The 26,734-nt window shown below is 60.5% G+C and carries 26 protein-coding genes and 1 pseudogene; 14 read left to right on the top strand and 13 right to left on the bottom strand.

The features are described from left to right. Positions 1-33: 33 nt before the first annotated feature. Genes coaE through B7Y89_RS14010 form a run of 4 tightly spaced genes read right to left on the bottom strand, consistent with a single transcriptional unit; the run spans position 34 to position 2,916 of the window. Positions 34-639 (bottom strand): dephospho-CoA kinase, encoded by a 606-nt coding sequence (gene coaE / locus B7Y89_RS13995; protein ID WP_292939116.1) that lies wholly within the window; start codon positions 637-639, stop codon positions 34-36. Next, positions 636-1,493 carry a shikimate dehydrogenase gene (gene aroE, locus B7Y89_RS14000; protein ID WP_292939117.1) on the bottom strand — a complete coding sequence of 286 codons (858 nt, stop codon included), beginning with the start codon at positions 1,491-1,493 and terminating at the stop codon, positions 636-638. Before aroE ends, coaE begins: the two co-directional genes overlap by 4 nt. Continuing rightward, on the bottom strand, positions 1,490-2,077 hold the full coding sequence (locus tag B7Y89_RS14005; protein WP_292939118.1) for a nucleoside triphosphate pyrophosphatase: 588 nt from the start codon (positions 2,075-2,077) through the stop codon (positions 1,490-1,492). Before B7Y89_RS14005 ends, aroE begins: the two co-directional genes overlap by 4 nt. Further along, complete coding sequence (locus tag B7Y89_RS14010) at positions 2,074-2,916, bottom strand: pyruvate, water dikinase regulatory protein (RefSeq protein ID WP_292939119.1); 843 nt, start codon at positions 2,914-2,916, stop codon at positions 2,074-2,076. Before B7Y89_RS14010 ends, B7Y89_RS14005 begins: the two co-directional genes overlap by 4 nt. A gap of 360 nt (positions 2,917-3,276) precedes the next feature. On the opposite strand from B7Y89_RS14010, the gene hemE reads away from it, so the two are divergent. The 9 genes from hemE to B7Y89_RS14055 all read left to right on the top strand — a co-directional run bounded on the left by hemE (position 3,277) and on the right by B7Y89_RS14055 (position 12,189). Continuing rightward, on the top strand, positions 3,277-4,302 hold the full coding sequence (gene hemE / locus B7Y89_RS14015) for a uroporphyrinogen decarboxylase (RefSeq protein WP_292939120.1): 1,026 nt from the start codon (positions 3,277-3,279) through the stop codon (positions 4,300-4,302). 89 nt (positions 4,303-4,391) lie between these two features. Then, positions 4,392-4,835, top strand: coding sequence for a CopD family protein (locus B7Y89_RS14020; protein WP_292939121.1), 444 nt, complete (start codon positions 4,392-4,394; stop codon positions 4,833-4,835). A gap of 326 nt (positions 4,836-5,161) precedes the next feature. Beyond that, positions 5,162-6,418: a transcription termination factor Rho gene (gene rho / locus B7Y89_RS14025; RefSeq protein ID WP_054109228.1), complete on the top strand. Its 1,257-nt coding sequence runs from the start codon at positions 5,162-5,164 to the stop codon at positions 6,416-6,418. 172 nt (positions 6,419-6,590) lie between these two features. Beyond that, complete coding sequence (locus B7Y89_RS14030; protein WP_292939122.1) at positions 6,591-9,131, top strand: helicase-related protein; 2,541 nt, start codon at positions 6,591-6,593, stop codon at positions 9,129-9,131. Positions 9,132-9,144: 13 nt separating this feature from the next. Next, positions 9,145-9,423: an RNA-binding S4 domain-containing protein gene (locus tag B7Y89_RS14035; protein ID WP_292939123.1), complete on the top strand. Its 279-nt coding sequence runs from the start codon at positions 9,145-9,147 to the stop codon at positions 9,421-9,423. Positions 9,424-9,449: 26 nt separating this feature from the next. Further along, positions 9,450-9,788, top strand: coding sequence for a ferredoxin FdxA (gene fdxA, locus B7Y89_RS14040; protein WP_292939124.1), 339 nt, complete (start codon positions 9,450-9,452; stop codon positions 9,786-9,788). Between the two features lie 314 nt (positions 9,789-10,102). Continuing rightward, positions 10,103-10,633 carry a CarD family transcriptional regulator gene (locus tag B7Y89_RS14045; protein ID WP_292939125.1) on the top strand — a complete coding sequence of 177 codons (531 nt, stop codon included), beginning with the start codon at positions 10,103-10,105 and terminating at the stop codon, positions 10,631-10,633. A 333-nt stretch (positions 10,634-10,966) separates the two neighbouring features. Next, positions 10,967-11,746 carry a head GIN domain-containing protein gene (locus B7Y89_RS14050; RefSeq protein ID WP_292939126.1) on the top strand — a complete coding sequence of 260 codons (780 nt, stop codon included), beginning with the start codon at positions 10,967-10,969 and terminating at the stop codon, positions 11,744-11,746. A 98-nt stretch (positions 11,747-11,844) separates the two neighbouring features. Further along, positions 11,845-12,189, top strand: coding sequence for a hypothetical protein (locus B7Y89_RS14055; RefSeq protein WP_292939127.1), 345 nt, complete (start codon positions 11,845-11,847; stop codon positions 12,187-12,189). On the opposite strand, the gene B7Y89_RS14060 is transcribed toward B7Y89_RS14055, so the two are convergent. Then, on the bottom strand, positions 12,186-13,133 hold the full coding sequence (locus tag B7Y89_RS14060) for an L-threonylcarbamoyladenylate synthase (RefSeq protein WP_292939128.1): 948 nt from the start codon (positions 13,131-13,133) through the stop codon (positions 12,186-12,188). The two genes, B7Y89_RS14055 and B7Y89_RS14060, sit on opposite strands and share 4 nt — an antisense overlap. A 62-nt stretch (positions 13,134-13,195) precedes the next feature. Between B7Y89_RS14060 and B7Y89_RS14065 the strand changes: the two are divergent. Together B7Y89_RS14065 and B7Y89_RS14070 are read left to right on the top strand one after the other, a co-directional pair. Next, positions 13,196-14,843: pseudogene (locus tag B7Y89_RS14065) on the top strand (acyl-CoA dehydrogenase family protein). Then, a complete protein-coding gene (locus B7Y89_RS14070; protein ID WP_292939129.1) occupies positions 14,840-15,658 on the top strand; it encodes a DUF815 domain-containing protein in 819 nt (272 codons plus the stop codon). The pseudogene B7Y89_RS14065 and the gene B7Y89_RS14070 overlap by 4 nt, the downstream one beginning before the upstream one ends. A gap of 87 nt (positions 15,659-15,745) precedes the next feature. On the opposite strand, the gene B7Y89_RS14075 is transcribed toward B7Y89_RS14070, so the two are convergent. Next, positions 15,746-17,206 carry a sorbosone dehydrogenase family protein gene (locus tag B7Y89_RS14075; RefSeq protein WP_292939130.1) on the bottom strand — a complete coding sequence of 487 codons (1,461 nt, stop codon included), beginning with the start codon at positions 17,204-17,206 and terminating at the stop codon, positions 15,746-15,748. Between the two features lie 83 nt (positions 17,207-17,289). On the opposite strand from B7Y89_RS14075, the gene B7Y89_RS14080 reads away from it, so the two are divergent. Both B7Y89_RS14080 and B7Y89_RS14085 read left to right on the top strand, forming a co-directional pair. Further along, positions 17,290-17,772: a GAF domain-containing protein gene (locus tag B7Y89_RS14080; protein WP_292939131.1), complete on the top strand. Its 483-nt coding sequence runs from the start codon at positions 17,290-17,292 to the stop codon at positions 17,770-17,772. Positions 17,773-17,900: 128 nt separating this feature from the next. Beyond that, complete coding sequence (locus B7Y89_RS14085; protein WP_292939132.1) at positions 17,901-18,605, top strand: glycine zipper 2TM domain-containing protein; 705 nt, start codon at positions 17,901-17,903, stop codon at positions 18,603-18,605. Between the two features lie 73 nt (positions 18,606-18,678). Here B7Y89_RS14085 and B7Y89_RS14090 read toward each other — a convergent pair whose 3' ends face one another. From B7Y89_RS14090 to B7Y89_RS14120, 7 genes are all read right to left on the bottom strand, one after another. After that, positions 18,679-19,833 (bottom strand): acyl-CoA dehydrogenase family protein, encoded by a 1,155-nt coding sequence (locus B7Y89_RS14090; protein WP_292939133.1) that lies wholly within the window; start codon positions 19,831-19,833, stop codon positions 18,679-18,681. Positions 19,834-19,945: 112 nt separating this feature from the next. Further along, positions 19,946-20,884: a ParB/RepB/Spo0J family partition protein gene (locus B7Y89_RS14095; RefSeq protein WP_292939134.1), complete on the bottom strand. Its 939-nt coding sequence runs from the start codon at positions 20,882-20,884 to the stop codon at positions 19,946-19,948. Beyond that, positions 20,881-21,657 (bottom strand): AAA family ATPase, encoded by a 777-nt coding sequence (locus B7Y89_RS14100; protein WP_292939135.1) that lies wholly within the window; start codon positions 21,655-21,657, stop codon positions 20,881-20,883. The genes B7Y89_RS14095 and B7Y89_RS14100 overlap by 4 nt, the downstream gene beginning before the upstream one ends. Continuing rightward, positions 21,654-22,340: a 16S rRNA (guanine(527)-N(7))-methyltransferase RsmG gene (rsmG, locus tag B7Y89_RS14105; RefSeq protein ID WP_292939136.1), complete on the bottom strand. Its 687-nt coding sequence runs from the start codon at positions 22,338-22,340 to the stop codon at positions 21,654-21,656. Before rsmG ends, B7Y89_RS14100 begins: the two co-directional genes overlap by 4 nt. Further along, on the bottom strand, positions 22,337-24,184 hold the full coding sequence (gene mnmG / locus B7Y89_RS14110) for a tRNA uridine-5-carboxymethylaminomethyl(34) synthesis enzyme MnmG (protein WP_292939137.1): 1,848 nt from the start codon (positions 24,182-24,184) through the stop codon (positions 22,337-22,339). The genes rsmG and mnmG overlap by 4 nt, the downstream gene beginning before the upstream one ends. A gap of 101 nt (positions 24,185-24,285) precedes the next feature. Next, positions 24,286-25,584: a tRNA uridine-5-carboxymethylaminomethyl(34) synthesis GTPase MnmE gene (mnmE, locus tag B7Y89_RS14115; protein ID WP_292939138.1), complete on the bottom strand. Its 1,299-nt coding sequence runs from the start codon at positions 25,582-25,584 to the stop codon at positions 24,286-24,288. A 31-nt stretch (positions 25,585-25,615) separates the two neighbouring features. Next, positions 25,616-25,870 (bottom strand): DUF6489 family protein, encoded by a 255-nt coding sequence (locus B7Y89_RS14120; protein WP_292939139.1) that lies wholly within the window; start codon positions 25,868-25,870, stop codon positions 25,616-25,618. 117 nt (positions 25,871-25,987) lie between these two features. On the opposite strand from B7Y89_RS14120, the gene B7Y89_RS14125 reads away from it, so the two are divergent. Then, positions 25,988-26,686, top strand: a complete 699-nt coding sequence (locus B7Y89_RS14125) for a dienelactone hydrolase family protein (RefSeq protein ID WP_292939140.1) — start codon at positions 25,988-25,990, stop codon at positions 26,684-26,686. Positions 26,687-26,734: the final 48 nt, after the last annotated feature.

The following is a 26,734-nucleotide window of genomic DNA, read 5'->3' on the forward strand; positions in this document are numbered from 1 at the left end:
CCTGCATAAGGGGACTGGCAAGGGGCGTTGCAGTTAACGGCGCGGGTTTTTTTCACGGATACCGGCGACCAGTGCCGCCACTTGCGCGCGGGTTTCTTCCAATGTCACGCCAGTGTCGATCACGTGGGTGGCGCGCGCGCGCTTTTCGGCATCGGGCACTTGCAGCGAAAGGATATGCGCAAACTTTTCAGGCGTCATGCCCGGCCGCGCCAACACGCGTTGGCGCTGCACCTGCGCAGGTGCGGAAACAACAAAGATGGCATCAAGATCCGCGCCGTGCCCTTTTTCGAACAGCAGCGGAATATCGAACACCACCACAGGTTCGCCCATGTGTTCAATCATGAACGCCTCGCGCATTTGCGCCACGGCCGGGTGGACGATGGCCTCAAGGCGCTTCAGGGCGGCGGGATCGCCAAAGACTTTGGCCCCCAGTTCCTGACGCTTCACGCCCTCGGGGCCGGTCGTTCCGGGAAAGGCCGCTTCAATCGCAGGAAGCAGCGCGCCCCCCGGCCCTTGCAAATGGTGCACGGCGGCATCGGCATCGAAAACCGGCACGCCCATTTCGCGCAGCATCAGCGCCACGGCAGATTTGCCCATGCCGATGGACCCGGTCAGGCCTGCAACGAACGGGCGGCTCATGCCAGCAGCCTTGCGCGCAGTTCAGCGTCGGCTTCCCCGCGCGGCGGCGTCGCGTCGAAAAAGCGGCGGAAGGCATGGTCGGCCTGTCCGATCAGCATCGACAAGCCATCCACCGTGGCAAAGCCTGACGCTTTGGCCGCCTTGAGGAAGTCTGTTTCAAGCGGGCTGGTGACAATGTCATAGAACACCGATCCCGGCGGGGCGTGGCTCATATCAAAAACCAGCGGCGGTTGGCCGGTCATGCCCAATGCCGTCGCATTGACCACCAGATCAAGGCAGCTTTCGCGATCATCAAAGGCAAAGTCGGTTGCATCGGCAAAATGATCGAGCGGGGCGACGTGATGTTCGCCCTCGGGATCGAGTTCATCCAGCAGCGCGCGCGCCTTTTCCACATTGCGCCCGGCCAGCACGATCACCATGCCCGCATCGGCCAGCGCCGCGATAATCGCCCGCGCTGCGCCGCCAGTGCCCAGCACGCGCGCCATGCGGAAATAATGGGTCTGTGCCAGCAATGGCTGCAACGGTTCAAGGAAACCCGGCGCATCGGTGTTGTAGCCCACCAGCGCACCATCTTCAGGCACAATCGTGTTCACCGCACCAATCCGCGCGGCCAGCGGATCAAGCCGGTCCAGCAAGGGGATGACCGCCTGCTTGTGCGGCATCGTCACATTGCAGCCGCGCCAGTCGGGATCAGCCCTGCGCGTCGCAAGATAATCGGCAATGCCTTCTGCCTTCACGTGCGTCCGGTTGTAACGCCCCTCAAGGCCCAGTTGCTCAAGCCAGAAGCCGTGAATGACGGGCGATTTGGATTGGGCAATCGGATCGCCAATCACCTCGGCGTAAGGCTGGCTCATGCTTCAAGCTCACCCAGATCACGCAGCGCGCCAAGCACTGCCAGCAGCGGCATGCCCAGCACCGTGAAGTGGCTGCCATCGACGGATTCGAACAATTGCGCGCCCAACGCCTCCATCCGGAACACGCCGACACAGCCCGAAACGGCGGGCCATTCCCTGTGGAGATAGTTCTGGATAAAGCTGTCGGAAAGGCTGCGTACCTTAAGCCGCGCGCATTCCACATGACGCCACACACATTGCCCGTCACGCATCAAAACCGCAGCGGAATGCAGCCGCATTTCGTTGCCGGAAAAGAACGCCAGATGTTCGGCAGCATTCTCGCGGCTGACCGGTTTATCGAACAAGCGCCCGCACACTTCGACCAGAGAGTCCCCGCCCAGCACCAACCGTCCGGGCATGCTGACCGACACCGCCAGCGCTTTGGCTTCGGCAAGGATCATCGCGATATCGGCAGGCGGCACGCCGATCAGTTCACGCTTGATCGCGCCTTCATCCACATCGCCCGCGCGCGCCTCGAACGGCACTCCGGCGGCGTCCAGCATCATTTTGCGTGATGCGCTTTGGCTTGCCAGAACAAGAGTCATATCGGTTTTACACCATCGCTACCGCCGCCTGCGGCAGCGCGTTCGTTGTACAAGTTGATCACAGCAGCGGCGGTTTCTTCAATAGACCGGCGCGAAACATCGATCACCGGCCAGCCGTTATCGGCAAACATCCGCCGCGCATACTGCACTTCGCGCGTCACGTGATCGTTATCCACATAGGCGGTTTCGGGCGCTTGATTGAGCGATAGCAGCCGGTTGCGGCGCACCGCGATCAGGCGTTCCGGGCTGGTCGTCAGCCCAACGATCAGCGGGCGACCCAGCGAAAACAGCATCGAGGGCGGCGGGCTTTCCACCACGATCGGGATATTGGCGACTTTATACCCGCGATTGGCAAGGTAGATCGATGTCGGGGTTTTGGAACTGCGCGACACGCCCGCCAGGAGAATGTCCGCTTCCTCCCAGTTTTCCCAATTCACCCCGTCATCATGGGCGATGGTGAACTGGATAGCATCAACGCGGGCAAAATAGGCCTCATCCATCATATGTTGCCGGCCCGGACGGCCCTTTGCCTGAACGCCCAGTTGCTGTTCCAGCGCATCGGTGACGGTATCAAGCGCCGCAACACTGGGCAGGCCAAGCGTGACGCAGCGCTTTTCCAGCCGTTCACGCGTCTCGGGATTGACCAGTGTATAAAGCACAAGCCCCGGGTTTGCGGCGATTTCGCCCATGATACGGTCAAGGTGCTGCATAGAACGCACCATCGGCCAGAAGTGGCGCACCACATCGGCGCCATCAAACTGGGCAAGCGCCGCCTTGGCGATCATCTCCAGCGTTTCGCCGGTGGAGTCTGACAAGAGGTGCAGGTGCAAACGCTGCATTTTCGCGCCTTCTTAGGGGGTCGGCCCAAGGGTGGGCCAAGGGTCGGGATGATCCTGTGGATACAGGACCGATAAACCACGGGACAGGATCGGGGACAAGTTGAAGCGTCAATTCCATGCTTCTTTCCCGCCTGATTGACCCCCGCTTATCGACAGGTCCGCTAGCTTGTCCCCAGCCTGTGGAGAGCGTTGAGAAGTTTGTCTTGACCATATTCGGGACAGAGTCGCGCTTGTGGAAAAGGGTGGAAACCGACTCACAAATCAGGCAGAGAAACGCCATCCCCGCTTTCCACAGGGCCAACTATTACCATCAACCTGATTCTAAGAATCTAGTTTAAGTAGAATGGATCGAAACCCGCGATGCCCGGCCCACTTCTCGATACGCTTCAAGGTGCCAATCTTGCCAGTCGTCCGATCTGGCTCATGCGTCAGGCCGGACGCTACCTTCCCGAGTATCGCGAACTGCGTGCAGAGCGTGGCGGGTTCCTGGCGCTGGTCTACGATACCGATGCTGCTGCCGAAGTTACGGTCCAGCCCATCCGGCGTTTCGGCTTTGACGGCGCGATCCTGTTTTCGGACATCCTGATCGTCCCTTATGCGATGGGTCAGGATTTGCAGTTCCTGGCAGGCGAAGGTCCTCACCTTTCCCCCAAGCTCGTCGATGCCGCCTTAAACAGCCTCACAGCCGTGCCTGAGCGTCTTGCGCCGATTTATGAGACCGTGGCCAAGGTCAAGGCCCAGTTAGGCCCTGAGACGACCCTGCTGGGCTTTGCAGGAAGTCCGTGGACCGTTGCCACGTATATGGTCGCTGGCGAAGGCAGCCGCGATCATCACGACACGCGCGCCATGGCCTATCGCGATCCGCAGGCGTTCCAGGCCATCATCGATGCCATCACCGATGTGACCATCGAATACCTTTCGGGTCAGGTCGAAGCGGGCGCAGAAGGCCTGCAATTGTTTGATTCCTGGGCGGGCAGTCTTGCCCCTGCGCAGTTCGAACGCTGGGTAATCGCCCCCAACGCCAAAATCGCCGCGGAAATGCAGCGCCGCTATCCGCATGTGCCCGTGATCGGTTTTCCAAAAGGCGCCGGTGAAAAGCTGGCGGCCTATGCCCGTGAAACCGGCGTCAATGCGGTGGGCGTGGATGAAACCATCGATCCGCTGTGGGCTGCGCGCGAATTGCCCGCAGGCATGCCGGTTCAGGGCAATCTCGATCCGCTTTTGCTGCTATCGGGCGGTGCGGAACTCGAAGCCCACACCATCCGCGTGCTTGAAGCTTTTGCCGACCGGCCACACGTGTTCAATCTGGGCCATGGCATCGGCCAGTTCACGCCCATCGAACACGTCGAACAGCTTCTGAAGATCGTGCGCGGCTGGTCGCGGTAACAACTGCCCTTTCGCGACCCTTGCAAACTATCGATGTCCCGCCAAAATAATGGCAGGGCGTCGAGACGGGCAGCGCGGAACCGCAAATCATGCAGCAGGTATTGGCGATGATCTATCTTTGGTTGAAGGCCGGCCATCTCATTTTCGTGATCTTCTGGATGGCGGGTCTGTTCATGCTGCCCCGGTTCTTCGTCTATCATCAGGAAGCGCCTGAAGGTTCGCCCGAAAACGCCATCTGGGTAGACCGTGAGCGCAAGCTGATGAAGATCATCATGTGGCCTGCGCTGGTTGTGGTGTGGGTACTCGGTCTTGCGCTTGCGGTCAGCATCGATGCGTTCCAGCAAGGCTGGTTCCACGCCAAGCTTGCCGCAGTCCTGGCCCTCACCGCTTATCACTTCTGGCTTGCCAATTACGCGCAACTGCTTGCCGCCGGACAGCGCAAGCTGACAGGCAAGAAACTGCGCCTGCTCAATGAAATCCCCGGCATTGCAGCGGCGCTGATCGTCATTCTCGTGATCGTGAAGCCTTTTTAAGTTCGGCAGAATTTGAAAAGGGTTTCGCGCAGAGACGCAGTGGAAAAAGAGGCCGCAGGGATTTGGCAGTTGGCCAGATGCAGCCAATTTTCGTCGAACATTTCTGCTTCGCAGATTTTTTACATTCTCTGCGCTTCTCCTTTCCCTCTGCGCGAAACGAACTTCTTTGCGTTAACGATCACCCCGATTGACTAACCGGCCCCACAGGCATATTCCGCGACCCACCGGAAACAGATGTGCTGCCTCGGTGCAGCCGCCCTCTCGCTTTCTCCAAGCCCCTTAGAGGCTTCCGGCCATTTCCAGCTTTTGCTTTGGATACACGTGATATGCATTTGAAAGAATTGAAGAAAAAAACCCCCGCCGAGCTGGTCCAGATGGCCGAAGAGCTTGAGGTCGAAGGCGCCAGCACGCTGCGCCGTCAAGACCTGATGTTCGCCATCCTCAAGGAAATGGCCGAAGACGGCGAGGAAATCCTTGGCATCGGCACCATCGAAGTCCTGCCCGACGGGTTCGGCTTCCTGCGCAGCCCTGAAGCCAATTACCTTGCCGGGCCTGACGACATTTACGTTTCGCCAAACCAGGTCCGCAAATGGGGCCTGCGCACGGGTGATACCGTGGAAGGCGAAGTGCGCGCGCCCAAGGATGGCGAACGCTATTTCTCGATCACGCGGCTGATCAAGGTCAACTTTGATGATCCTGATGCCGTGCGCCACCGCGTCAACTTCGATAACCTGACCCCGCTTTACCCGAACGAGCGCCTGCGCCTTGATACGCTTGATCCCACGGTCAAGGACAAATCGGCCCGCGTGATCGATCTGGTCAGCCCGCAGGGCAAGGGCCAGCGCGCGCTGATCGTGGCGCCGCCCCGCACCGGTAAAACCGTGCTGCTGCAAAACATGGCCAAGGCCATCACTGACAATCATCCCGAAGTGTTCCTGATCGTCCTGCTGGTCGATGAACGCCCGGAAGAAGTCACCGACATGCAGCGCAGCGTGAAGGGCGAGGTCATTTCCTCAACCTTCGACGAGCCTGCCACCCGCCACGTGCAGGTTGCTGAAATGGTGATTGAAAAGGCCAAGCGTCTGGTCGAACACAAGCGCGACGTGGTGATCCTGCTGGATTCGATCACGCGCCTTGGCCGTGCTTACAACACCGTCGTGCCATCATCGGGTAAAGTCCTGACCGGCGGTGTCGATGCCAACGCCCTGCAACGTCCCAAGCGTTTCTTCGGTGCTGCGCGCAACATCGAAGAGGGCGGTTCGCTTTCCATCATCGCCACCGCGCTGATCGATACCGGCAGCCGTATGGACGAAGTGATCTTTGAAGAATTCAAGGGCACCGGCAACTCGGAAATCGTGCTCGACCGCAAGGTTGCCGACAAACGTATCTTCCCCGCATTGGACGTGGGCAAGAGCGGTACCCGCAAGGAAGAACTGCTCGTCGCCAAGGACCAGCTCAGCAAAATGTGGGTCCTGCGCCGCATCCTGATGCAGATGGGCACAATCGACGCGATGGAATTCCTGCTCGACAAGATGAAGGAATCCAAGACCAACGAAGATTTCTTCGCCACGATGAATCAATAACCCAAGGCCCGGAGAAATCCGGGCCTTTCTCCAATCCCCCCTCCCGTTTACGGGAGGGGCCGGGGGAGGGCCTGTTGTCAAACGCCCTTCTTATTAAATCACCCCTTCGGGCAGGGGATAAATTCACACCGCGCGCTTGTTAACCGGCACCAAGCCCGCCACATTCCCATCCATGGCCAACCGCACGCCAGCGCAGATCCGGCGAACCGCTCATACCGGAGTGGTCAAGGCGGTGCTTGGCCCCACCAATACCGGCAAAACCCACTTGGCGATTGAGCGGTTGTGCGCGCATTCATCGGGCGCCATCGGCTTTCCGCTGCGGCTTCTGGCGCGCGAAGTTTATGACCGCGTTTGCGCCATCAAAGGCCCCGAAAACGTCGCGCTGATCACCGGCGAGGAACGCATCGAGCCTAAAGGCGCGCGCTGGCACTTGTGCACGGTCGAGGCCATGCCGAGCAGGCCCGATCTGGCCTTTGTCGCGCTGGATGAAGCGCAACTCTCTGCCGATCCCGAACGCGGCCACGTGTTCACAGACCGGTTGCTCCACACGCGGGGCCGCGAAGAAACCATGCTGCTGGGATCGGCCACCTTGCAGCCGATGATCAAGGCCTTGGTGCCCGAGGCAGAAATCATTTCCCGCCCGCGCTTTTCCACACTGACGCACATCGGCGCAAAGAAGCTTTCGCGCATTCCCCCGCGCAGCGCGATTGTCGCGTTCAGTGCTGAACAGGTCTATGTTATGGCCGAAATGCTGCGCCGGTTCCGTGGTGGCGCAGCCGTGGTCATGGGCGCGCTGTCCCCGCAAACACGCAATGCCCAGGTCGCGATGTACCAGTCGGGCGAGGTTGATTATCTGGTGGCAACCGATGCCATCGGTATGGGCCTGAACCTCGATGTCCATCACGTCGCCTTTGCGGGCCTTTCCAAATACGATGGCCACCGCCACCGCCGCCTGACCACCGCAGAGATGGCGCAGATTGCAGGCCGTGCGGGCCGCCATCAGCGCGATGGCACGTTCGGAACGCTGGCAGGAATGGGCGGGCATGATCCCGAATTTTCCGAAGAAGAAGTCTATGCGATTGAAGAACACCGCTTCCCGCCGCTGACCAAACTGTTCTGGCGTGAGGCAGAGCCGCGTTTCGACAGCCTCGCCACGCTGATCGAGGACCTTGAAAGCCTGCCACCACGCAGCGAATTGCACATTCCACCCCAGTCCATTGACCTGGCGGTATTAAAGCGTTTGTCGGAAGAGCCGGACACATCAGACATTCGTGGGCCTCGTGCGGTCCAGCGGTTCTGGGACGTGTGCCGCTTGCCCGATTTCCGCCAGCAAGGCGCAGAAACCCACAGCCGCTTTGTCGCGCGGTTGTGGCAGGATTTGCGCCACGGATATCTGGGGGCGGATTACGTGGCGCAGGCCATTGCCCAGCTTGATATTCCTTCAGGCGATATCGACACGCTGCAAGGCCGCATTTCCGCGATCCGGTCATGGTCCTATATCGCCCAGCGTGCCGATTGGGTGCTGGCCAAGGACGAAATGTCGGCCCGCGCCCGCGCTGTGGAAACCCGCCTGTCCGATGCGCTTCACGCGCGGCTGACCGAACGCTTTGTCAATCGCCGCACCACGGTATTGATGCGCAAGGCGGGGTCTGACGCGGGGCTATTGCCGGTGCGCCTGTCAGATTCCGGTGCCGTACTGGTGGATGATGAACCCATCGGCCATCTCGAAGGCTTCCGCTTCGTGGTTGATCCCCTCGCCCGCGCGGCAGACCGCAAGCTGTTGCTGGCGGCAGCAGAACGGCATTTGCCCGCGTTGTTTGAAACGCGCGCGGTTGAACTTCTGGCCAGTGCCAAAGAGCCTGACGGTTTGACGGTAGAAAATGCGGCGCTGGTTTGGCGCGGCATTACCGTGGCCAAACTGGAACGCGGGCGCGGATTGCTGGAACCCAGGATCAAGCCCGACGCCACGCTGGACCGGTTTCCACCGCTGCTGAAAGGCCGTGTTTTGCAGGCATTGCAAGATTGGTTCACGGCCCATGTTGCCCGCCTGCTCGGTCCCTTGGTCAATCTGGCAGAGGCGAGCCGCGCCAGTGATTCCGGTGCAAACTTGCGGGCATTGCTTCTCCATCTGGTTGAGGCAGGCGGCATATTGCCACGCGAGGATTCCGGGCTGGACCGGCTTGATGGCCCACAACGCGATCGCATGAAGAAGCTGGGCGTGCGGATTGGTGCGCTTGATCTGTTCGTGCCTGCCATGTTGCGGCCAGCACCCCTAAAACTTTGGGCGACGCTGGCAACGGTGTGGGGAGCCCGCCCGCTTGCCGCGCCTGTATCGGCCAGCCCCGTCATCATCGGCAAAGAACCGCCGCTGGGCTATCGCCGCCTCGGCGCTGAATGCTTGCGCGTTGATCTGGCTGAAAAGCTGCTGCACGCGGCACATCGCACGCGTCTGGCAACCAAGGGGCGGCGGTTCTACCTTGATCCGGGTGTGGCGCGCTCGATGGGGCTATCCACCGCCAGCTTTGCCGCCTTGCTGCGGGCCGGTGGCTTTCGCGTATTTATGGGCCGTGCCCTGTCTGAAGGGGCGCAGGGTCCAGCCATGCCGCCGCTATGGGAATGGCGCCCGGTGCGCACAGGCGCAGCGCCTGAAGCGATTTCTTTGCCGCCGCCAACAGGGGCTTTTGCGGCCTTGGCAGAACTTGTGACACGATAGGGGAGAGGCGCAGTTGCGGATCGACAAGGTGCTTTGGTTTTTGCGGTTTTCCGGATCGCGCGGAATGGCGCAAAACTGGGTGGCTGATGGCCACATCCGTCTGAACGGCCGCCGTGTGGAACGCCCCAGTGCCGATGTGAAATGCGGCGATGTGCTGGTCTTGCCTTTGCCCACCCGCGTAAGCGTGATCGAGGTTTTGAGCATTCCTGAACGCCGTGGACCCGCATTAGAAGCGCAGGGGTGCTATCGGGTGCTTGACGATCTGGGTGCAACGCCTCTAGCACGGCCTTAAAGAGTTACTGAGGGACGAAATTCGCCATGACCTACGTCGTCACAGACGCCTGCATCCGCTGCAAATTCATGGATTGCGTCGAGGTTTGCCCCGTCGACTGCTTCTATGAAGGCGAAAACATGCTGGTAATCAACCCCAGCGAATGCATCGATTGCGGCGTTTGCGAACCCGAATGCCCTGCCGAAGCGATTCTGCCTGACACCGAATCGGGCCTTGAGCAGTGGCTGGAACTGAACACCAAATATTCGGCGGAATGGCCCAATATCACCGCCAAGAAGGACGCGCCCGCCGATGCTGATGAGCATAAGGGCGAAGACGGAAAGTTCGACAAGTACTTCTCGGCTGAACCTGGCGAAGGTGATTGATCTGACGCCTGCCACCCCTTTCCACCCTGTCTGGTAATGCACGGTGTTGCCGCTGAAATGGCGGCAACAAACGATTTACAGTGCGCTGCACACACGGGGCTGGTAAAATTGTTGCAGAAGTGTTAGTAAGCCTGCCAAGCGCCGGTGGGTTCAACCCTGTCCGGCGCCTTTTCACCACGAAAAGGCAGGACAACAAAAGCAAACGGATCGCTGGGCCTCGCAAGACTGCCTGATGGGCGGTGCCTTGCTGCTTTTTCCCCGATGAAGCACCCTGTGACCGTTGGCTCGTCTGTGCCGCGTCGAAAGGAATACCAATGGCAGTCAAGGCTCTCGCCTTCGATGTTGGGGACTACGTCGTTTATCCAAAGCATGGTGTCGGCCGCGTGGTCGAGCTTCAGGACGAAGAAATTGCCGGCATGAAGCTCCAGCTTTATGTTCTGCGCTTTGAAAAAGAACGCATGACCTTGCGCGTTCCTGTAAACAAGGTTGAATCGATCGGCATGCGCAAGCTGTCGTCTGACAAGACGCTGCGCGAAGCGCTCGATACGCTGAAGGGCAAGCCCAAGGTCAAGCGCACGATGTGGTCGCGCCGCGCCCAGGAATACGAAGCAAAGATCAATTCAGGTGATCTGGTTTCCATCGCCGAAGTGACCCGCGATCTGTTCCGCGCTGATGATCAGCCCGAACAGTCCTACTCCGAACGCCAGATCTTCGAAGCGGCATCGTCACGCCTCGCGCGTGAACTCGCCGCCATGGAAAAGACGGACGAGCCTGCTGCGCTCAAGAAGATCCTCGAAATCCTCAACGAACACGCGCCAAAGTACTACGAAACACCAGCGGCATAACGCTGTTTCGCAATTCTTGCGTTGCAAAACAGGTCTCCGGGAAACCGGGGGCCTTTTTTGGGTTTGTGTCAGCTCCAAGCACGACCTCGCCCGCTTTGGCGGATGATGCTGGCAGCCTCCGCTTCGGATTTTTGTTTCGCGCAGAGGCGCAGAGGAACAGGAGCTCGCAGAGGCGATGACTTGTTTCTCAGCGTTCTCTGCTTCCTCAGCGTCTCTGCGCGAAACCCCTCTTTACAACGTTGTCCGATCAACGCCCCGCCCCGCTCTACCAATGACATGGCGCATACCGCATCACCGTGTTACACCCCTAACACAGTGAGAAGGATTAAGGTCATGTTGCAAACGCTCGTTCGTGCCGTCGCTGGTGTCGCGATGTTGGGGTTGGCTACGGCGCTTGCCGGGTGTGACGCAGCAAACATTGCGTTCGATGGCAAAAAGGGCGTGCCACTGGCCGAACTCGATATGACTGGCCCTGCCCCCACCGCAATTACGCTGTTTGGCCCCGAAAATGTGCGCGTCGTGCGCGGTGACAAACTGGCGATCACGGTTGAGGGCGAAAGTGCTGACAAGCTGCGATTTGCCTTGTCAGAAGGCGGGCTTGGCATTGTCCATGACGATTGGAAGATCGGCACAACCCAGCGCGCCGCCACGGTCAATGTCACCCTGCCGCTGCTTAGCGAGATCGTGCTTGCAGGTTCAGGCAATGTCATCGCTGATCAAATGGGCGGCCCGGAAGCGAAAATCGTGGTCGCCGGTTCAGGGATCGTCGAAGCGCGCGCGATTGATACCCCCAAACTTGATATCAATGTGGTCGGCTCGGGCAAGTTGCGCGCGGGAGGCAAGACCAAGGCCATGAAGCTGACTGTGGCGGGCAGCGGCGATGCTGAAATGGATGGTTTGAACGCCGACGAGGTGAAAGTCGATGTCGCCGGATCAGGCAATGCGCGCTTCGCCTCGAACGGGAACGTCAACGCCAACATCGTTGGCTCGGGTGAAGTTCGCGTGTTTGGCCGCGCCACCTGCAAGGTCAATTCTGTCGGATCAGGCAAGTTGGTGTGCGAAAACGGCGTCACACCCGCAACAGACAGCAGTGAAGCGTCCGACAGACCGTGAAATAAATACGGCACCACGCGTGTTTGATCACATACCGTCAATGTTCGCCCTGCTATAGACCCCGCGCGACTGTGTTTGACAGGATCGGGGAACGTCACATGAGATTGCGGACTGTCAATGTTGCCTTGATCCTGGCCGTACTGCCCGGATGTGTTGCGAAGAGCGCGTTTGATCTGGTGACGATGCCCGTGCGCGCCGGTGCCAATGCGGTGAATACCACCGCGGGGGTCTATGACCGCGTCACCGTCAGCCAATCTGAACGCGACCAACGCCGCGGGCGCGAAATCCGCCAGCGTGAAGAACGCTATGGCGAACTGTCACGCGATTATGACCGCGCCCTGCGCAGGTGTGACCGTGGCAATGATGATGCGTGCGACACTGCCCGCGAAATCTACGGCGAGATGAACGCCATGCGCAGCTCTGTCCCCTACGAACGGAATTAAGCTGCTGCTCGGCGCAGCCGGTCATTGATTGCCACGCCAATGCCGTCGTGCGGGATTGGCGCGATGGCGATACGCGGCTGCTCGGCCGTCGCACCCAAATGCAGGCAAGCATAAAGCCGCGCCGCCGCCTCGGCCAAATCGCCGGTAGGCGATAGCGATACGGCTCCTGCCACCTTGTCAAAGCCGATCATAAACTCGTCCGCAGCCGCGTTTGCAGCTTCAAGCCGCACCGGCTTTCCCGGCGCATAATGGCTGGCCAACTGCCCCGGCGCTTCGATTTTTGATGACGTCATGGCGGCACTCACTCCGCCCAGCACACCGGCAATCTGCGCTTCGGTCACAGGGCCGGGACGCAGAATCGCCCAAGAACCATCATCGCGCAAAGCCACGATGGTTGATTCAATGCCCTGCGCCGTTGCCCCGCCATCCAGAATCAGATCGACCCGGTCCCCCAGCGAATCGGCCACATGGGCGGCGCTGGTCGGGCTCACCCCGCCACTGCGATTGGCTGATGGTGCCGCCAGCGGGTATCCACAATTTTTCAACAGGGCCAGCATCACCGGATGGGCGGGGCAACGAATGGCCACCGTTGGCAGTCCCGCGCTCACGGCGGCGGCCAATCCGGCATCGTCACGGCGGGGCAGGACCATAGTCAAAGGCCCCGGCCAGAACGCATCTGCCAACGTATTGGCGCGATCATCAAACACCGCAAGACGGTGCGCTGCCGTAACGTCAGGCACATGCACGATCAACGGATTGAAATCGGGCCTGCCCTTGGCGCGATAGATGCCAGCGACTGCGCCATCGTCGTCCGCCCGCGCGGCCAGGCCATAGACCGTCTCGGTCGGCACGGCGACCGTGCCGCTTGCGCGGATGATCTGCGCAGCCTGTAACAGCCCTTCGCTGTCAGGTGTTTGCACTTTGGAAGGCTTTGTCGGCTCCATGGCTTCCCGCTATAGGGTGCAGGCGGCCGCGTGCAAGCGCTGCCCGACGGGAGATAGATACGATGACCTTCACGCCGCCAACCGCCGATCAGATCCTTGCCATCAAGGTCAGCGCAGGCATCGACGAGATTGCCGCAAGCGAGCGTTTTGCCGCCGCAACGCCCGATCTGGTCGAAGCCATCGTCGAAGGTGTCGGCGCATTCGCAGCCGGTGAATGGGCACCCCTGCACCGCATTGGCGATCAGGCGGGGGCAAAGTGGGCCAATGGTGCTGTCACCCTGCCTGCCGGTTATGCTGATGCTTACAAGGCGTTTGTCGAACAAGGCTGGGGCTCCATCGCCGGACCCGAGGCATTCGGCGGCCAAGGCCTGCCATTCACGCTTGCAACGGCTGCGCTGGAAACGCTCGGCGCGGCCAACATGGGCTTTACCTTGCTGCCCATGCTGACCGTCGGCGCCATCGAAGCGCTCGACCATCACGGTTCGGACGCGCAAAAGGCGCTCTATCTGCCTAAACTGATCAGCGGAGAATGGTCGGGGACGATGAACCTGACCGAACCTCAGGCAGGATCGGATGTCGGCGCGCTGCGCACCACCGCCACGCCCGTCACCGAAGGTCCTCACGCCGGTAAATACCGTATTGCCGGCACCAAGATCTACATCACCTTTGGCGAACATGACGCTGTTCATCGTGCCGAAGTTCCACGTGGAACAGGATGGCTCCATCGGCGCGCGCAACGATGTCACCTGCGTATCGATCGAACACAAACTCGGCATCCACGCCTCGCCCACTTGCGTCATGTCCTTTGGCGATGCCGGTGAATGCATTGGCGAGATGGTGGGGCACGAAAATGGCGGCCTGCGCGCCATGTTCACGATGATGAATTCGGCGCGGATCAACGTCGGCTCGCAAGGCGTGCAAATTGCCGAGCGCGCCTTGCAACAAGCCAGCGCCTATGCCCGTGACCGCGTGCAATCTGCCCGCGCCGGATCGGCCAGCAAGGCACCCGTGGCGATTATCGAACATCCAGACGTGCGACGCATGCTGATGCGGATGCGCGCCTTGACCGAAGGCTCTCGCGCACTGCTTTATTACACCGCCGGACAAGTGGATCGCGGCACGCTCGGCAATGAAGCGGCGCAAAAGCGTGCCGAACTGCTCGTGCCCATGCTCAAGGCATGGGGAACGGACATCGGCTGTGAAGTCGCCAGCCTTGGCATCCAGGTGCACGGCGGCATGGGCTTTGTTGAAGAAACTGGCGCGGCCCAGCACTATCGCGATGCGCGCATTGCGCCGATCTATGAAGGCACCAACGGCATTCAGGCAGCAGACCTTGTTACGCGCAAACTGGGTTATGAGAATGGCGGCGTGCTGCAAAGCCTGATGGCGCAAATCGCCACCGAGATGGAAGATGTGCCCGAAGTGGCCGCTCTGGCCAAAGATGCCGCCGCCATCGGCCAGTGGATGAGCGAAACCGCATCGCTTGATGACAAGCTTGCAGGCTCGGTCCCCTTCACCACAATGTGCGCAGTCGCGGTCGCCGGTTGGCAATTGGGCTGTCAGGCGCGTGCTTCGGGGCTTCACGCCAAAACCGCCGTGACCAAGTTCTTCAACCGCGTGATCGTGCCCGAAGCGCGCGGGCTCGGCTCATCGGCCATGGCTGGCGCAGCGCTTTTGTATGATCTGGACAGCGAAGAATTGGCAGGATGAACGAAGACCTTTTGAACCGCATCGCACAGGCGCTTGAACGGCTTGCGCCTGTGCCCGCCCCGCAAACCGATTGGCTCGCCTTCCCCGCCTATGTCTGGGACGGCAAGTCCGCGCGCGGGATTGACCGGCTGGATGCCCCTGTCCTCGATCTGATGCAGGGGATCGACAAACAGAAGACGGCGGTGGTTGAAAACGTCGCGCGCCTGTCACGCGGCGCTGCGGCGCATGACATGCTGCTGTGGGGATCGCGCGGCATGGGCAAATCGGCGCTGCTACGCGCGGCAACGCTGGCGGCGCAAACTGCCCTGCCCGGTTCGATTGCACTGGTACAGGCAAGCCCTGACGCTGGTTTGGCGCAATTGTTCACGGAGCTGCGCGGGATAGACCGCAGCTTCCTCGTCTTCCTCGATGATCTGGGGTTTGATTCAGGTGACACATCGGGCGCGCGCAAGCTGCGTTCGTGGCTGGAAGGCGGGGTTGAAGCGCGTCCGGCCAATGTGCGTCTGGCGGTGACGTCAAACCGTCGCGCGATTGTCGAACGCCACTTGTCCGAACAGGATGATCCGATCAACCTGCGCGATGCGGTGGATGATCGCCTCGCCCTTGCCGACCGCTTCGGCCTCAGCCTCGGCTTCCACAATTGCACGCAGGACGAATACCTCGCGATTATCGCCGGTTACGCCGCGCATTACGGCCTTGCCTATGACGAAGGCGATGCGCTGGAATGGTCCAAACGGCGCGGCGGCCGTTCTGGCCGTGTGGCATGGCAATATGTCAACGAACTGGCAGGCCGCGCAGGGCGTTCGCTTTCGTAATTGCCCACTGCCAAAAAGCGCATTTACCCCCCTCCCGCAAGCGGGAGGGGTTGGGGGTGGGCAGAGTCTAAAGCCAACCAAACAAAATCAATTCTTCGGCCTCAACAACTCCGAATCCGCATTCGGCTTCATGATGAACCGTCCCGTGCCCTTGGGCTTGGGCGGTGCCACCCGCTTGGGCAGGACAACCGGCGCAGGCGCAGGCTGTGCGCCCGGAGCGATCACGCGCCAGATCACCCCGCCTGTATCATCGCTCACCAGCAATGCGCCATCTTTGGCAAAGGCCACCCAAGTCGGGCGTCCGCGCGCTTCTTCATCATCTGACAGGAAGCCGGTCAACACGGGAAGCGGTGGTTGCTTCAACACGTTACCGCGTTGATCGAAGCCGACAAAAACGACGTCATACCCCGCCAATGGACGGCGGTTCCACGATCCGTGCCGCGCCACAAACGCACCGTTGGCAAACTTTGCGCCCATGCGGTTGCCTTCCTTGGCAAAGGCAAGGCCGAGTGGCGCGACGTGTGAACCGAGGCCGTATTCGGGCTTGCGCACATATTCCATCAGGTATTGCGGCATTGGCGCATCAACCCGCCAATCGATGTTCCGCTTCCAATAGACCCACGGCCAGCCATAATTCGCCCCGAACGGCACATTGGTCAGGTAATCAGGCACAAGGTCCGATCCCAGCATGTCGCGCTCGTTCACCGTGGTCCACAGCTCTTCGCTGTTGGGGTTCCAATCAAGGCCGTTCGGGTTGCGCAAGCCGCCCACGAATTCCCGCATACGCTTCTTTTCAAAGTCATATTCGTGAATCATCGCGCGGCCTTTTTCCGCCTCGATCCCGCCCTCGGCAATGTTCGATGCAGACCCGACGCTGATATACAACAGCTTGCCATCCGCGCTGAGGATCAGGTTGCGCGCCCAGTGATTGCCCCCGCCGGGCAGATCGACCAGCTTTTCTGGCGTGCCAGAAAGCGTGGTCTGGCCCAGTTCGTAGGGGAATGACAGCACTGCATCATGATTGGCCACCAGCAAGCGGCCCTCGCGCAGCACCATGCCATAGGGCGAATTTAGTGCCGGGTTCTCCATAACAAAGCGCTGCTCGGCCTTGCCGTCGCCATCGCCATCGCGCAGCAGCACGATCTTGTTGGGCGAAGGCCCGCCTGCGCCAACCTTGCGCATCATATAGCCCATCACCGCGCCGGTAATCCCGCTTTGCGGGCGTGGCGGTGAATTGGTTTCGGCCACCAGCACATCCCCGTTGGGCAGGACCACCACAGTGCGCGGATGGTCCAGCTTGTCGGCAAACCGGGTCACTTGCAGGCCCTTGGCTGCAACTGGCGCTTCGCCATCTTTCCAACCGATCGGATCAGCGGTGCGGATGGTCGGTATCATCTGGCTATCTGGCGTGGCCAGCTTCGGCCGGATTCCGGTGGTCTCCTGCAAAGAAAACTGTGCAGATGACCCGCGGATGGACCAGGCGACATATATGCCGAACAGGACGAGGATCACGGCCAGCGTGACCAGAATTTTCTTGATAAGGTTCATAGGCTCAAATCTATGCCCGCAAAGCCTTTTGGGCAATGGGGACGTGTTGGCGATGATCTGCAAGTTGCGCTAAGGCGGTCAAGATGTTCAGCTTTGCCCCCACCCCCGGCCAGTCCAGCGCCGATCTTTACGCCGATCTTGTCGAATCCGCCCGCGCCCTCACGGATGGCGAGCCTGATGGCGTTGCCAACATGGCCAATGTCGCCGCGCTGATCTGGCAATTCCTGCCCGATCTCAATTGGGCCGGGTTCTATCGCATGGTCGGCGATGGCCTCGTTCTCGGCCCGTTTGTGGGCAAACCTGCCTGCATCCGCATCGCGCTGGGCCAAGGGGTGTGCGGCACCGCAGCCGCCACCGGCCAAACCCAACTGGTGCCCGATGTCCACGCCTTCCCCGGCCACATTGCTTGTGACGCGCAAAGCCGCTCGGAACTGGTCGTGCCTGTATTGCGTGACGGACAGGTCATCGCGGTGATCGATCTTGATAGCCCCTCCCCCGCCCGCTTCACGCCAGACGACGCGCGCGGCATCAAGGCGTTGGCGGCGGCATTGGTAACCTGCATCTGAATTCCTGACCCGATTCGGGACAGCGCTGACTCTGTGCCTGCGGGAACCTTGGATTCCTGCGGGATGTGATGGTAAGTTTCCCGTTAACAACCGGTGCAAGCTGCGCCGGGCCCCAGGGGGAACCATCAATGCTTCGCCGCATGCGCCTTTCCGGATTGACCAGCGCCGCGCTCGTCATCGCCACACTCGCCGCCTCGCCCGCCTTGGCGAAGGATCATCACTCCGCACCGATGCAGGGTGCCTATCATGGCCAAGCCTATGGGCAGGGTCCAATCTATTACCCGCCCATGATGGGCGCGCCGTGGCCCATGACCGTGATGGCGCAACCTTACGCTTACCCGCAACAGGCCTACCCGCAACAGGCCTATCCTCAGCAAGCCTACCAGCAGCCCGATCCGCGTTGGGCCGAAATGGAAGAGCGCTGCCGCAAGGTCTATGGTGACCGTGGCATCGGCGGTGCTTTGATTGGCGGTCTCGTTGGCGGGGTTCTGGGCAATCGCATCGCTGGTGGCAATCGCGTGCTTGGTACGGTGGCGGGGGCCGCCGTGGGCGCAATTGCCGGCAACGTCATCGACAAATCCGAAGACCGTGGTTTGCGCCAGGAATGCGATGATTATGCGCGTTCGGTGCAGGCCCAAGGCGCTCCGGGCGGATATGCGCCCTACGGTTACATGATGGTGCCGGTGATGAACGGGCCGCAAAAGCCCTGTGTTGAAACCACCGTCGTGACCGAACGCTGGGTCGATGAACCGGTGCGCCGCCGCTCGATCCCGCGCCGCGCTCCTGCTGTGAAGCAAAAGCGGATCAAGGAAAAGCGCGTCTACACCGGCTAACCCAACCGCCTTTGTTTCACGTGAAACGGCCCGCTGCCCATAAGGCAAAGCGGGCCGTTTCCGTTTGGACGTGTTAGAGCTTGCGCCCGATCAGCTCTTTCATGATCTCGTTCGTGCCGCCAAAGATCCGCGTCACGCGCGCCGCGCGCCATGCACGGGCAATGGCATATTCATTCATGTAACCTGCCCCGCCATGCAGTTGCAGGCATTTGTCCATCACTTCCCACTGTAATTCGGTGTGCCACAGCTTGGCCGCAGCGCCTTCTTCCGCGGTCAGTTCACCGCGCAGATGACGCGACAGTGCCCAGTCGAGATGCGCCCAGCCCACTTGCAGCTTGGTCTTCAGATCGGCCAGGGTGAAGCGCGTGTTCTGGAAATCCAGCACCGGCTTGCCAAATGCCTTGCGCTCGCGTGTGAACTCTACCGTATCGTCGAATGCCCGCTGCGCCGAAGCTTGCGCGCTGACGGCAATCGACAAGCGCTCCTGCGGCAATTCGCTCATCAGATAGATGAAGCCCTTTCCCTCTTCGCCCAGACAATTGGTGATGGGAACGCGCACATCGTTAAAGAACAATTCCGAAGTGTCGGCCTCATCCATGCCGATCTTGTCAAGGTTGCGGCCCTTCTCGAAGCCCTCGCTACCGGCTTCGACCAGCACGATCGAAACACCCTTCCACGCAGGCTGAACCTCGGTATCCGTCTTGCAGCAGACCAGTACCAGATCGGCATTCTGGCCGTTCGTGATATACGTCTTCGATCCGTTGATGACGTAGTGGTTGCCGTCCTTCTTCGCCGTGGTGCGCATGCCCTGAAGGTCGGAACCGGTACCGGGTTCCGTCATTGCAATCGCGGTGATCACCTCGCCCGATACCATCAGCGGCAACCATTTGCGCTTCTGCTCTTCTGAACCGTAAGCAATCAGATAATTGACGACGATATCGGAATGCAGCGAAAACCCTGTGGTCGCCCGCCCGTAATAGGCGCTCTCTTCATCAACGATGGCGTTGTAACCAAAGTCGAGGCCAAGCCCGCCGTATTCTTCGGGCACCGTCGGGCACAACATGCCCAGCGCGCCGGCCTTGGGCCAGATGGATTTCGGCACGATGCCATCTTCGGCCCATTGCTGCGCATTGGGTGCAACCTCGTCCTGCAGAAAACGGCGGACGGATTCGCGGAAAGCTGCGTGGTCTTCGTTATATGCACTGCGCGGGATTAGATCGAGCGACATGGCCATTCTCTCCGGTTGTGTTTTGATTACGCGGGAAAGTAAGCGCGACCAAGGGCACCGGTCAATGAGAATTTAATCGCTTAATTAATACACCTTCGGACAGGCAAAGCGGTCAGAATTCACCGCCTGTCAAACGCTGGCAAATCAGGTCCAATTGATCGAGCGTCTTGTAGCGGATCGTCACCGCACCTGTCGCCGGATCATTATCCGGCGTTATGGTAACCTTGAGACCGAGGAAATCCTCAAGATGCTGCTGGATCGCAACAATGTCGGCCTGCCCGAACGGGTCCTTTGCTGCTCTTGCCTGTCGCCGGCCAGCTTCCGGACGGCTTGCCTTGCGCGCCAGTTTCTCGACATCGCGGACTGACAAACCCTTGGCTGCCGCATCGCGCGCAATACCGGCGGGATCTGGCGCGTTGATCAGCGCACGGGCGTGGCCCATCGACAATTCATCACGCACGACCATTTCCAGCACATCATCCGGAAGCCCGAGCAAGCGCATCATGTTGGCCACGTGGCTGCGCGATTTATCAACGAACTTGGCGATTTCCTGCTGGGTCAGCCCCTCGCTATCGGCCAGGCGTTGATAGGCACGCGCTTCTTCGACCGGGTTCAAATCCCTGCGCTGCAAGTTTTCAATCAGCGCCAGTGCCGCCACCTCGCGCTCGTCCAGCTTGCGCACAATGGCGGGAATTTCATGGACCCGCGCCTTTTGTGCCGCCCGCCAGCGCCGTTCACCCGCCACCAATTGATAGCGGTTGTTGCCCAACGGGCGGACAATCACCGGCTGGATGACGCCGCGCGCGGCAATGGATTGGGCCAGTTCTTCCAGCGCCTCTTCATCAAAATGGCGGCGCGGCTGTTCCGGATGCGGCTCGATTGATGAAACCGAAAGCATCGCCAGGCCGCCATCACGCGGCGCATTTCCTTCAGGCCCCGAAACCGAAACACGCGCAAGCGGCTCCTCACGGCGGACTTCCCCCATCAAGGCGCCAAGACCGCGACCGAGACCGGTGCGCCGTGGCGCAACCTTCACTGCATCATCGCTCATGCGGCAATCCTCTGTTTGGGCAGACGTGCGATCAGTTCGCGCGCCAATTTCATATAGGCTTGTGATCCGGGGCAAGCATGATCATAGATCAGCGCAGGCAAGCCATGGCTCGGCGCTTCAGACAAGCGCACATTGCGCGGGATCACCGCTTCAAACACCAGATCGCGCAAGCATGAGCGCACATCATCTGCAACCTGATCGGTCAGGCGGTTGCGCCGGTCATACATCGTCAACACAACGCCCAGAATGCTGAGGTCCGAATTGAAGCGCTCCTGAACGCGCTCAACGGTTTGCAACAACTGGCTAAGCCCCTCCAGTGCGAAAAATTCGCATTGCAACGGCACAAGGATGGAATCCGCAGCGGTCAGCGCGTTCAGCGTCAACAGGCCCAGCGATGGCGGACAATCGATCAGGCAGATGTCATGGCCGGTATCTTCGCCCAGAACTTTGCGCAGCCGATGGGTGCGGTCCTCAATCGTGACCAGTTCCACTTCGGCCCCCGACAGGTCAACCGTAGCGGGAACGATGTCCAGATTGGGGATGCGGGTATGCATCAAACATTCCGAAACGCGCGCCTGATCAATCAGCAGATCGTAGGATGAGCGTTCACGCTCGGCCGCTGAAATGCCGATGCCGGTGGAGCAATTGCCCTGCGGATCAAGGTCGATCAGCAAGGTTTTCCAGCCAGTGGCCGCCAAAGCCGTGGCGATGTTGATCGCAGTGGTGGTCTTGCCCACCCCGCCCTTCTGGTTTGCGACCGCGATTGTGATCATGAACGCTTGGCCTTTTTGGAAGATCGGGATGCTACGACGGCGGTGTGCTGCCCTTCCAGAAGGCGGCCAACGATGATCCCTGCATCAGGATCGGTCAGCGATTGTTCCACGTGAAACACATGACGCCATGATTCGGGAAGCACATCCAGTTCATGCTGTGCACCAGCCCCTTTCGGCAACAGCCAAAGCGTGTCTGGTGTGGAAAACCGCGCGGAAAGTTTCACCAGCTTGTCCAGCGGTGCAAATGCGCGGGCGGAAATGACAGCGTGGGGGCCTGATGGCAAATCCTCAACACGTGAAAGGACAACGCGCACATTGCTTAGTGCCAGCGCATCAGCGGCCGTTTGCAGCCATTCGGTCCGCAAACGCCGCGAATCTACCAGCACGACAGGGCGTTCAGGCTGTAGGGCAGCCACCACGAGCCCGGGAAATCCCGCACCGGTCCCCAGATCAAGCCACGCACCATCGGGCAGTGTTTCACGTGAAACATGCAACAATTGCGCAGAATCAAGGATGTGGCGTTGCCAGACATGCGGCAATGTCCCGCGCGCAACAAGATTCTGGCGCTCATTCTCTCCAATCAACAGATCGGCTAGTGTGCCAAGCCGCGCCATTGCGGCATCATCCGCGCCTAATGTGGTGCGCAACCAATCGCGCGCTTCGGTTTCTGATGCGATGGTCATGCCGCAATCCGCCGACGGGCGTGGACCAGCAAGCTGGCTAAGGCTGCAGGCGTGATCCCTGCAATCCGTCCCGCAGCGGCCAATGTATCGGGTTGGGCTTTGTCCAATCGCTCCACCATTTCCCGGGAAAGGCCGGGAACGTCGGCAAACGGGAAACCATCGCCCAAGGGGACGGCATCGGACGCCCGCAAATCGCGCAGCTCTGATTCCTGCCGTGCGAGATAAGGCGCATAGGCTGCGTCTTCTTCCACTTCCTCGGCCAACAAGGGATCAATATCCCCTTCCCCGATCCAGGGTTGCAGCCCCGTCAATGTGACTTCGGGAAAGCGCAGCCATTCGGTCAATGGCCGACGCGATCCATCGGCGCGCACGGCCATGCCCTGCCGCTCCAGATCATTGGCGCTTGCCTCTTGCGCCAGTGCAGCGTCCAGCGTTGCACGATCCGCACAGCGCTGCTCAAACCATGTTCGCCGCTCGTCACCAATGCAGCCAACCGCAAGGCCCAGCGGCGTCAACCGCGTCGAGGCATTGTTTGCACGAAGGCGCAGCCGGTATTCGGCGCGGGCGGTCAGCATCCGGTAAGGCTCGCTCACGCCATGCAATGTCAGGTCGTCCACCATCACCGCCATATAGCTGTTGGCGCGGTCCAGTTCGGGCGCATCACGCCCCAGCACTGTGGCGGCGGCATTCATGCCCGCGATCAGTCCCTGTGCGGCGGCTTCCTCGTATCCGGTTGTGCCATTGATTTGCCCCGCACAATACAGGCCAGGAATGGCTTTCACTTCAAGGCTGCGACGCAAGGCGCGCGGATCGATGTGGTCATATTCAACCGCATAGCCCGGCACTGTAATCTCGGCGCTTTCCAACCCCTCCATCGAACGGATCATCGCCACTTGTATGTCTGTTGGCAGCGATGTGGAAATGCCGTTGGGATAGACCAGATGATCGTCCAGACCTTCGGGTTCCAGAAATACCTGATGCCCGTCACGATCACCAAAACGGTGAATCTTGTCCTCGATTGAAGGGCAATAGCGCGGCCCCAGCGCATCAATCGCGCCGGTGAACAGCGGGGAGCGGTCTAGCCCGCTGCGGATGATGTCATGCGTGCGGGCATTGGTGCGGGCAATCGCGCAGAACACTTGCGGCAAGGGCCGCGCCGTATTGAGCGGCGACATTGTCCAGTGCTCGGCATCGCTCGGCTGCTCGGGCAAGCGCGCCCAATCAATCGTGCGTCCGTCAATGCGCGGCGGGGTGCCGGTCTTAAGTCGCGCCATCGGCAGATTTGCGCCGCGCAATTGTTGGGCAAGCCGGTGTGCGGCGTCCTCGCCAATGCGTCCGCCTTCCATGCGTTCCTCGCCCCGGAACAGCCTACCGCCAAGGAAAGTGCCCGTGCACAGCACCACGGCTTTGCCGGTCAACGCGGTGCCATCGGCGAGGTCCAGGCCGGTCACCTTGCCGCCGTCCAATCGCAGTGCTGCGGCTTCACCACCGATCACAACCAAGTTCGGCTGCGCAGCGATCATTTGCTGAATTGCGGCACGGAAGCGTTTGCGATCAGCCTGAACGCGCGGGCCTTGCACGGCGCTGCCCTTTGACCGGTTGAGCATGCGGTAATGGATGGCCCCTGCATCCGCCGCGCGGGCGATCAATCCATCAAAGGCATCAACCTCGCGGACAAGGTGGCCCTTCCCCAATCCGCCAATCGCCGGATTGCAGCTCATCGCGCCGATAGTGTGGGGATCGAACGAGACCAGCGCCGTGCGCGCGCCCATCCGTGCGGCAACGCTCGCCGCCTCAACGCCGGCGTGTCCGCCGCCGACGACTATGATGTCGAACTGGTGCATTGCGCGTCGATAGTGCGAATGTGCGGTCCGGTCAAAGCGGTTTGTGTTTCACGTGGAACATTTGCGGTGGGGTGTGCTTGGTGCGTGTTTCACGTGAAACACTACTTGCCGATGCAAAAGCGCCCGAACAACGCGTCCAGCATGTCCTCAATACCCGTGCGCCCGACCAGTTCATCCAGCGCCCGCCGCGCAAGGCGCAAGTGTTCTGCCGCGATCAACGGGTCTTGTTCATGCTGGTTACGCGCAAGTGTTTCCTCAACTTGCGAAAGCAGCCGGTGCTGCCGCATGTTCAGCGCAGCGTCGCCAGGTGCGGGCAAAGCGCTTTTGGCGTGAATGACAAGCGCCTGGCGCAAGGCGTCCATCCCCTCGCCCGTCATCGCCGAAAGATGCAGTGCGCTCGCAGACTTTCGCGGCGCATCAGGCGCATCGCACTGCGCCGCCACTTCCCACAACGGCCGGTCCTGCGGTCCCTCCCCCTCTGGCCCCAACCACAGGATCAGATCAGCACGTTCCGCAGCGGCGCGGGCGCGGGCTATGCCAATCCGCTCGATCTCGCCCGCGCCTTCATCACGCAAGCCCGCCGTATCGACAAAGGTGAACGGCACGCCATCCAGCGCAACCGCATGGGTCAAGACATCGCGCGTCGTGCCGGGTTCGGCTGCGGTGATCGCGGCTTCATGTTCAACCAGCGCATTGAACAGCGTAGACTTGCCCGCATTTGGCGGCCCTGCCAGCACGACGCGGAAACCTTCTTTCAAAGGCTCGGCGCGCGGGCGGTCCAGCCATTGCCGCAGTTCGTTGGCCAGCGCCGCACAATCGCGCGCAAAGTTTGCAGGAAGCAGGCTTTCCCCCTCACCCACATCGTCTTCATCCGAAAAATCGAGTGCCGCCTCAAGCCGTGCCGACAGGCCCAGCAACGCATCCCGCCAGCGGTTTACTTCGCGGGAAAGCGCGCCATCGGCCATCGCCATGGCAGTGCGGCGCTGCAACTCCGTTTCGGCTGACAGCAGATCAGCCAGCCCTTCGGCCTCGGCCAGATCGATCCGGCCATTGGCAAACGCGCGCCGGGTAAATTCCCCGGCACTTGCGCGACGCAGACCCGGCAAGCGGGCAAGCGCTGTGTCGACTGCGCTGACCACGGCACGGCCACCATGCAAGTGCAGTTCGGCGCTGTCCTCACCCGTCGCAGTTCCGGGGCCGGGCAGCCACAGCACCATCGTCCGGTCGAGCAGCGTATCATCACGCGGATCGCGCAAACTGGCAAACGTCGCGCGGCGTGGTGGCGGAAGTTTGCCCGCCATCGCGCAAAGTGTGGCTCCGGCCTGGGGCCCGCTGATGCGGATGACGGCGATTCCGGCGGGTGGCGGGCCAGACGACAGGGCAAAGATCGTATCAGTCACGCCCCTGCCCTACACCATCACATGGCGCGCGTCAGTCCTTAGGCTTCTTGCCGGAGAACCCACCCATTCCACCCTGCTCCATGAATTGCTGGAACAGCTTGAGACCCATTTCGCCCATCGGGGCCACCTGCTTCACATAGCCTTGAAGTTGTTCGATGCTGGTCACGCCCTGTATCGCCTTGGCAATGTTATCGACGTAAACGTCGTTGGCTTTCGAAACATCGGGCAGGCCAAGGAAGCGGCGGGCCTCTTCCGGAGTGCAATCAACTTCCATCGAAACTTTCATTGCGCATCCTTTTTCGCAAAATTCGTTGATGTGAGAGTGTCATGCGCGCTTGGCAAAGTCCACGCCCGGGGCCAACATAGCATCGACCAAAGATCATAATGCACAGGATGAATGACCATGGGCGAAAAGATCACTTTTGCAGCGCTGCACGATGAAGGCAACATTCCGGGCTATCTTGCTACTCCGGACGGTCCGATCCGTGCGGCGATTATCGTGGTGCCGGAAATCTTCGGTGTTAACGCTGGCATTCGGCACAAGTGCAAGGCCTGGGCCGATCTTGGCTATATGGCCCTCGCGCCCGATATCTTCTGGCGGTTCGCACCCGGCGTCGAACTTGATCCCGATGTGCCCGAACAGATGCAGGAAGCGTTCGGCTATTTCGGGCAATATGATCCGGACAAGGGTATTCAGGACATCGAAGCAGCGATCCGGTTTTTGCGGAATTACGAAGGCATCGACAAAGTCGGGCTGGTCGGGTTCTGCCTTGGCGGGCGCATGGCCTATATGGCGGCGACGCGCACCGATATCGATGCCTCGGTCGGCTATTACGGCGTGATGATCGACCAGATGCTGGGCGAAGCGCATGCCATTGCCAATCCGCTTCTCCTGCACATTCCCACAGCTGATCACTTTGTCGGGCCAGAAGCGCAGGCGGCAATCCATGCAGGCCTTGATCCGCACCCGAAGGTGACGCTGTACGATTACGCAGGACTTGATCATGGCTTTGCCGCCGAGATGGGGGACAGGCGTGATGAAGATGGCGCAGCGTTGGCGGACCGGCGCACGCGCGACTTTTTTGCGCAACATCTGGGATAATTCCGGCTGTGGGTTGCGCCGGATCAATGCCGGCGCGCCCGCCCTGCC

Origin of the sequence: Novosphingobium sp. 32-60-15 (assembly GCF_002280675.1) — a bacterium.
In the GTDB taxonomy this organism is placed as follows: domain Bacteria; phylum Pseudomonadota; class Alphaproteobacteria; order Sphingomonadales; family Sphingomonadaceae; genus Novosphingobium.

What these genes read in the sequence shown, in the direction of transcription:
- B7Y89_RS14045 (WP_292939125.1), top strand. Translation starts at nt 10,103, where the DNA reads ATGGCAGTCAAGGCTCTCGCCTTCGATGTTGGGGACTACGTCGTTTAT.
- B7Y89_RS14010 (WP_292939119.1), bottom strand. Translation starts at nt 2,916, where the DNA reads ATGCAGCGTTTGCACCTGCACCTCTTGTCAGACTCCACCGGCGAAACG.
- B7Y89_RS14070 (WP_292939129.1), top strand. Translation starts at nt 14,840, where the DNA reads ATGAACGAAGACCTTTTGAACCGCATCGCACAGGCGCTTGAACGGCTT.
- aroE (WP_292939117.1), bottom strand. Translation starts at nt 1,493, where the DNA reads ATGAGCCAGCCTTACGCCGAGGTGATTGGCGATCCGATTGCCCAATCC.
- mnmG (WP_292939137.1), bottom strand. Translation starts at nt 24,184, where the DNA reads ATGCACCAGTTCGACATCATAGTCGTCGGCGGCGGACACGCCGGCGTT.
- rho (WP_054109228.1), top strand. Translation starts at nt 5,162, where the DNA reads ATGCATTTGAAAGAATTGAAGAAAAAAACCCCCGCCGAGCTGGTCCAG.
- B7Y89_RS14080 (WP_292939131.1), top strand. Translation starts at nt 17,290, where the DNA reads ATGTTCAGCTTTGCCCCCACCCCCGGCCAGTCCAGCGCCGATCTTTAC.
- B7Y89_RS14125 (WP_292939140.1), top strand. Translation starts at nt 25,988, where the DNA reads ATGGGCGAAAAGATCACTTTTGCAGCGCTGCACGATGAAGGCAACATT.
- B7Y89_RS14060 (WP_292939128.1), bottom strand. Translation starts at nt 13,133, where the DNA reads ATGGAGCCGACAAAGCCTTCCAAAGTGCAAACACCTGACAGCGAAGGG.
- hemE (WP_292939120.1), top strand. Translation starts at nt 3,277, where the DNA reads ATGCCCGGCCCACTTCTCGATACGCTTCAAGGTGCCAATCTTGCCAGT.
- B7Y89_RS14030 (WP_292939122.1), top strand. Translation starts at nt 6,591, where the DNA reads ATGGCCAACCGCACGCCAGCGCAGATCCGGCGAACCGCTCATACCGGA.
- B7Y89_RS14005 (WP_292939118.1), bottom strand. Translation starts at nt 2,077, where the DNA reads ATGACTCTTGTTCTGGCAAGCCAAAGCGCATCACGCAAAATGATGCTG.
- fdxA (WP_292939124.1), top strand. Translation starts at nt 9,450, where the DNA reads ATGACCTACGTCGTCACAGACGCCTGCATCCGCTGCAAATTCATGGAT.
- B7Y89_RS14085 (WP_292939132.1), top strand. Translation starts at nt 17,901, where the DNA reads ATGCTTCGCCGCATGCGCCTTTCCGGATTGACCAGCGCCGCGCTCGTC.
- B7Y89_RS14055 (WP_292939127.1), top strand. Translation starts at nt 11,845, where the DNA reads ATGAGATTGCGGACTGTCAATGTTGCCTTGATCCTGGCCGTACTGCCC.
- B7Y89_RS14095 (WP_292939134.1), bottom strand. Translation starts at nt 20,884, where the DNA reads ATGAGCGATGATGCAGTGAAGGTTGCGCCACGGCGCACCGGTCTCGGT.
- rsmG (WP_292939136.1), bottom strand. Translation starts at nt 22,340, where the DNA reads ATGACCATCGCATCAGAAACCGAAGCGCGCGATTGGTTGCGCACCACA.
- coaE (WP_292939116.1), bottom strand. Translation starts at nt 639, where the DNA reads ATGAGCCGCCCGTTCGTTGCAGGCCTGACCGGGTCCATCGGCATGGGC.
- B7Y89_RS14090 (WP_292939133.1), bottom strand. Translation starts at nt 19,833, where the DNA reads ATGTCGCTCGATCTAATCCCGCGCAGTGCATATAACGAAGACCACGCA.
- B7Y89_RS14120 (WP_292939139.1), bottom strand. Translation starts at nt 25,870, where the DNA reads ATGAAAGTTTCGATGGAAGTTGATTGCACTCCGGAAGAGGCCCGCCGC.
- B7Y89_RS14075 (WP_292939130.1), bottom strand. Translation starts at nt 17,206, where the DNA reads ATGAACCTTATCAAGAAAATTCTGGTCACGCTGGCCGTGATCCTCGTC.
- B7Y89_RS14050 (WP_292939126.1), top strand. Translation starts at nt 10,967, where the DNA reads ATGTTGCAAACGCTCGTTCGTGCCGTCGCTGGTGTCGCGATGTTGGGG.
- B7Y89_RS14020 (WP_292939121.1), top strand. Translation starts at nt 4,392, where the DNA reads ATGCAGCAGGTATTGGCGATGATCTATCTTTGGTTGAAGGCCGGCCAT.
- B7Y89_RS14100 (WP_292939135.1), bottom strand. Translation starts at nt 21,657, where the DNA reads ATGATCACAATCGCGGTCGCAAACCAGAAGGGCGGGGTGGGCAAGACC.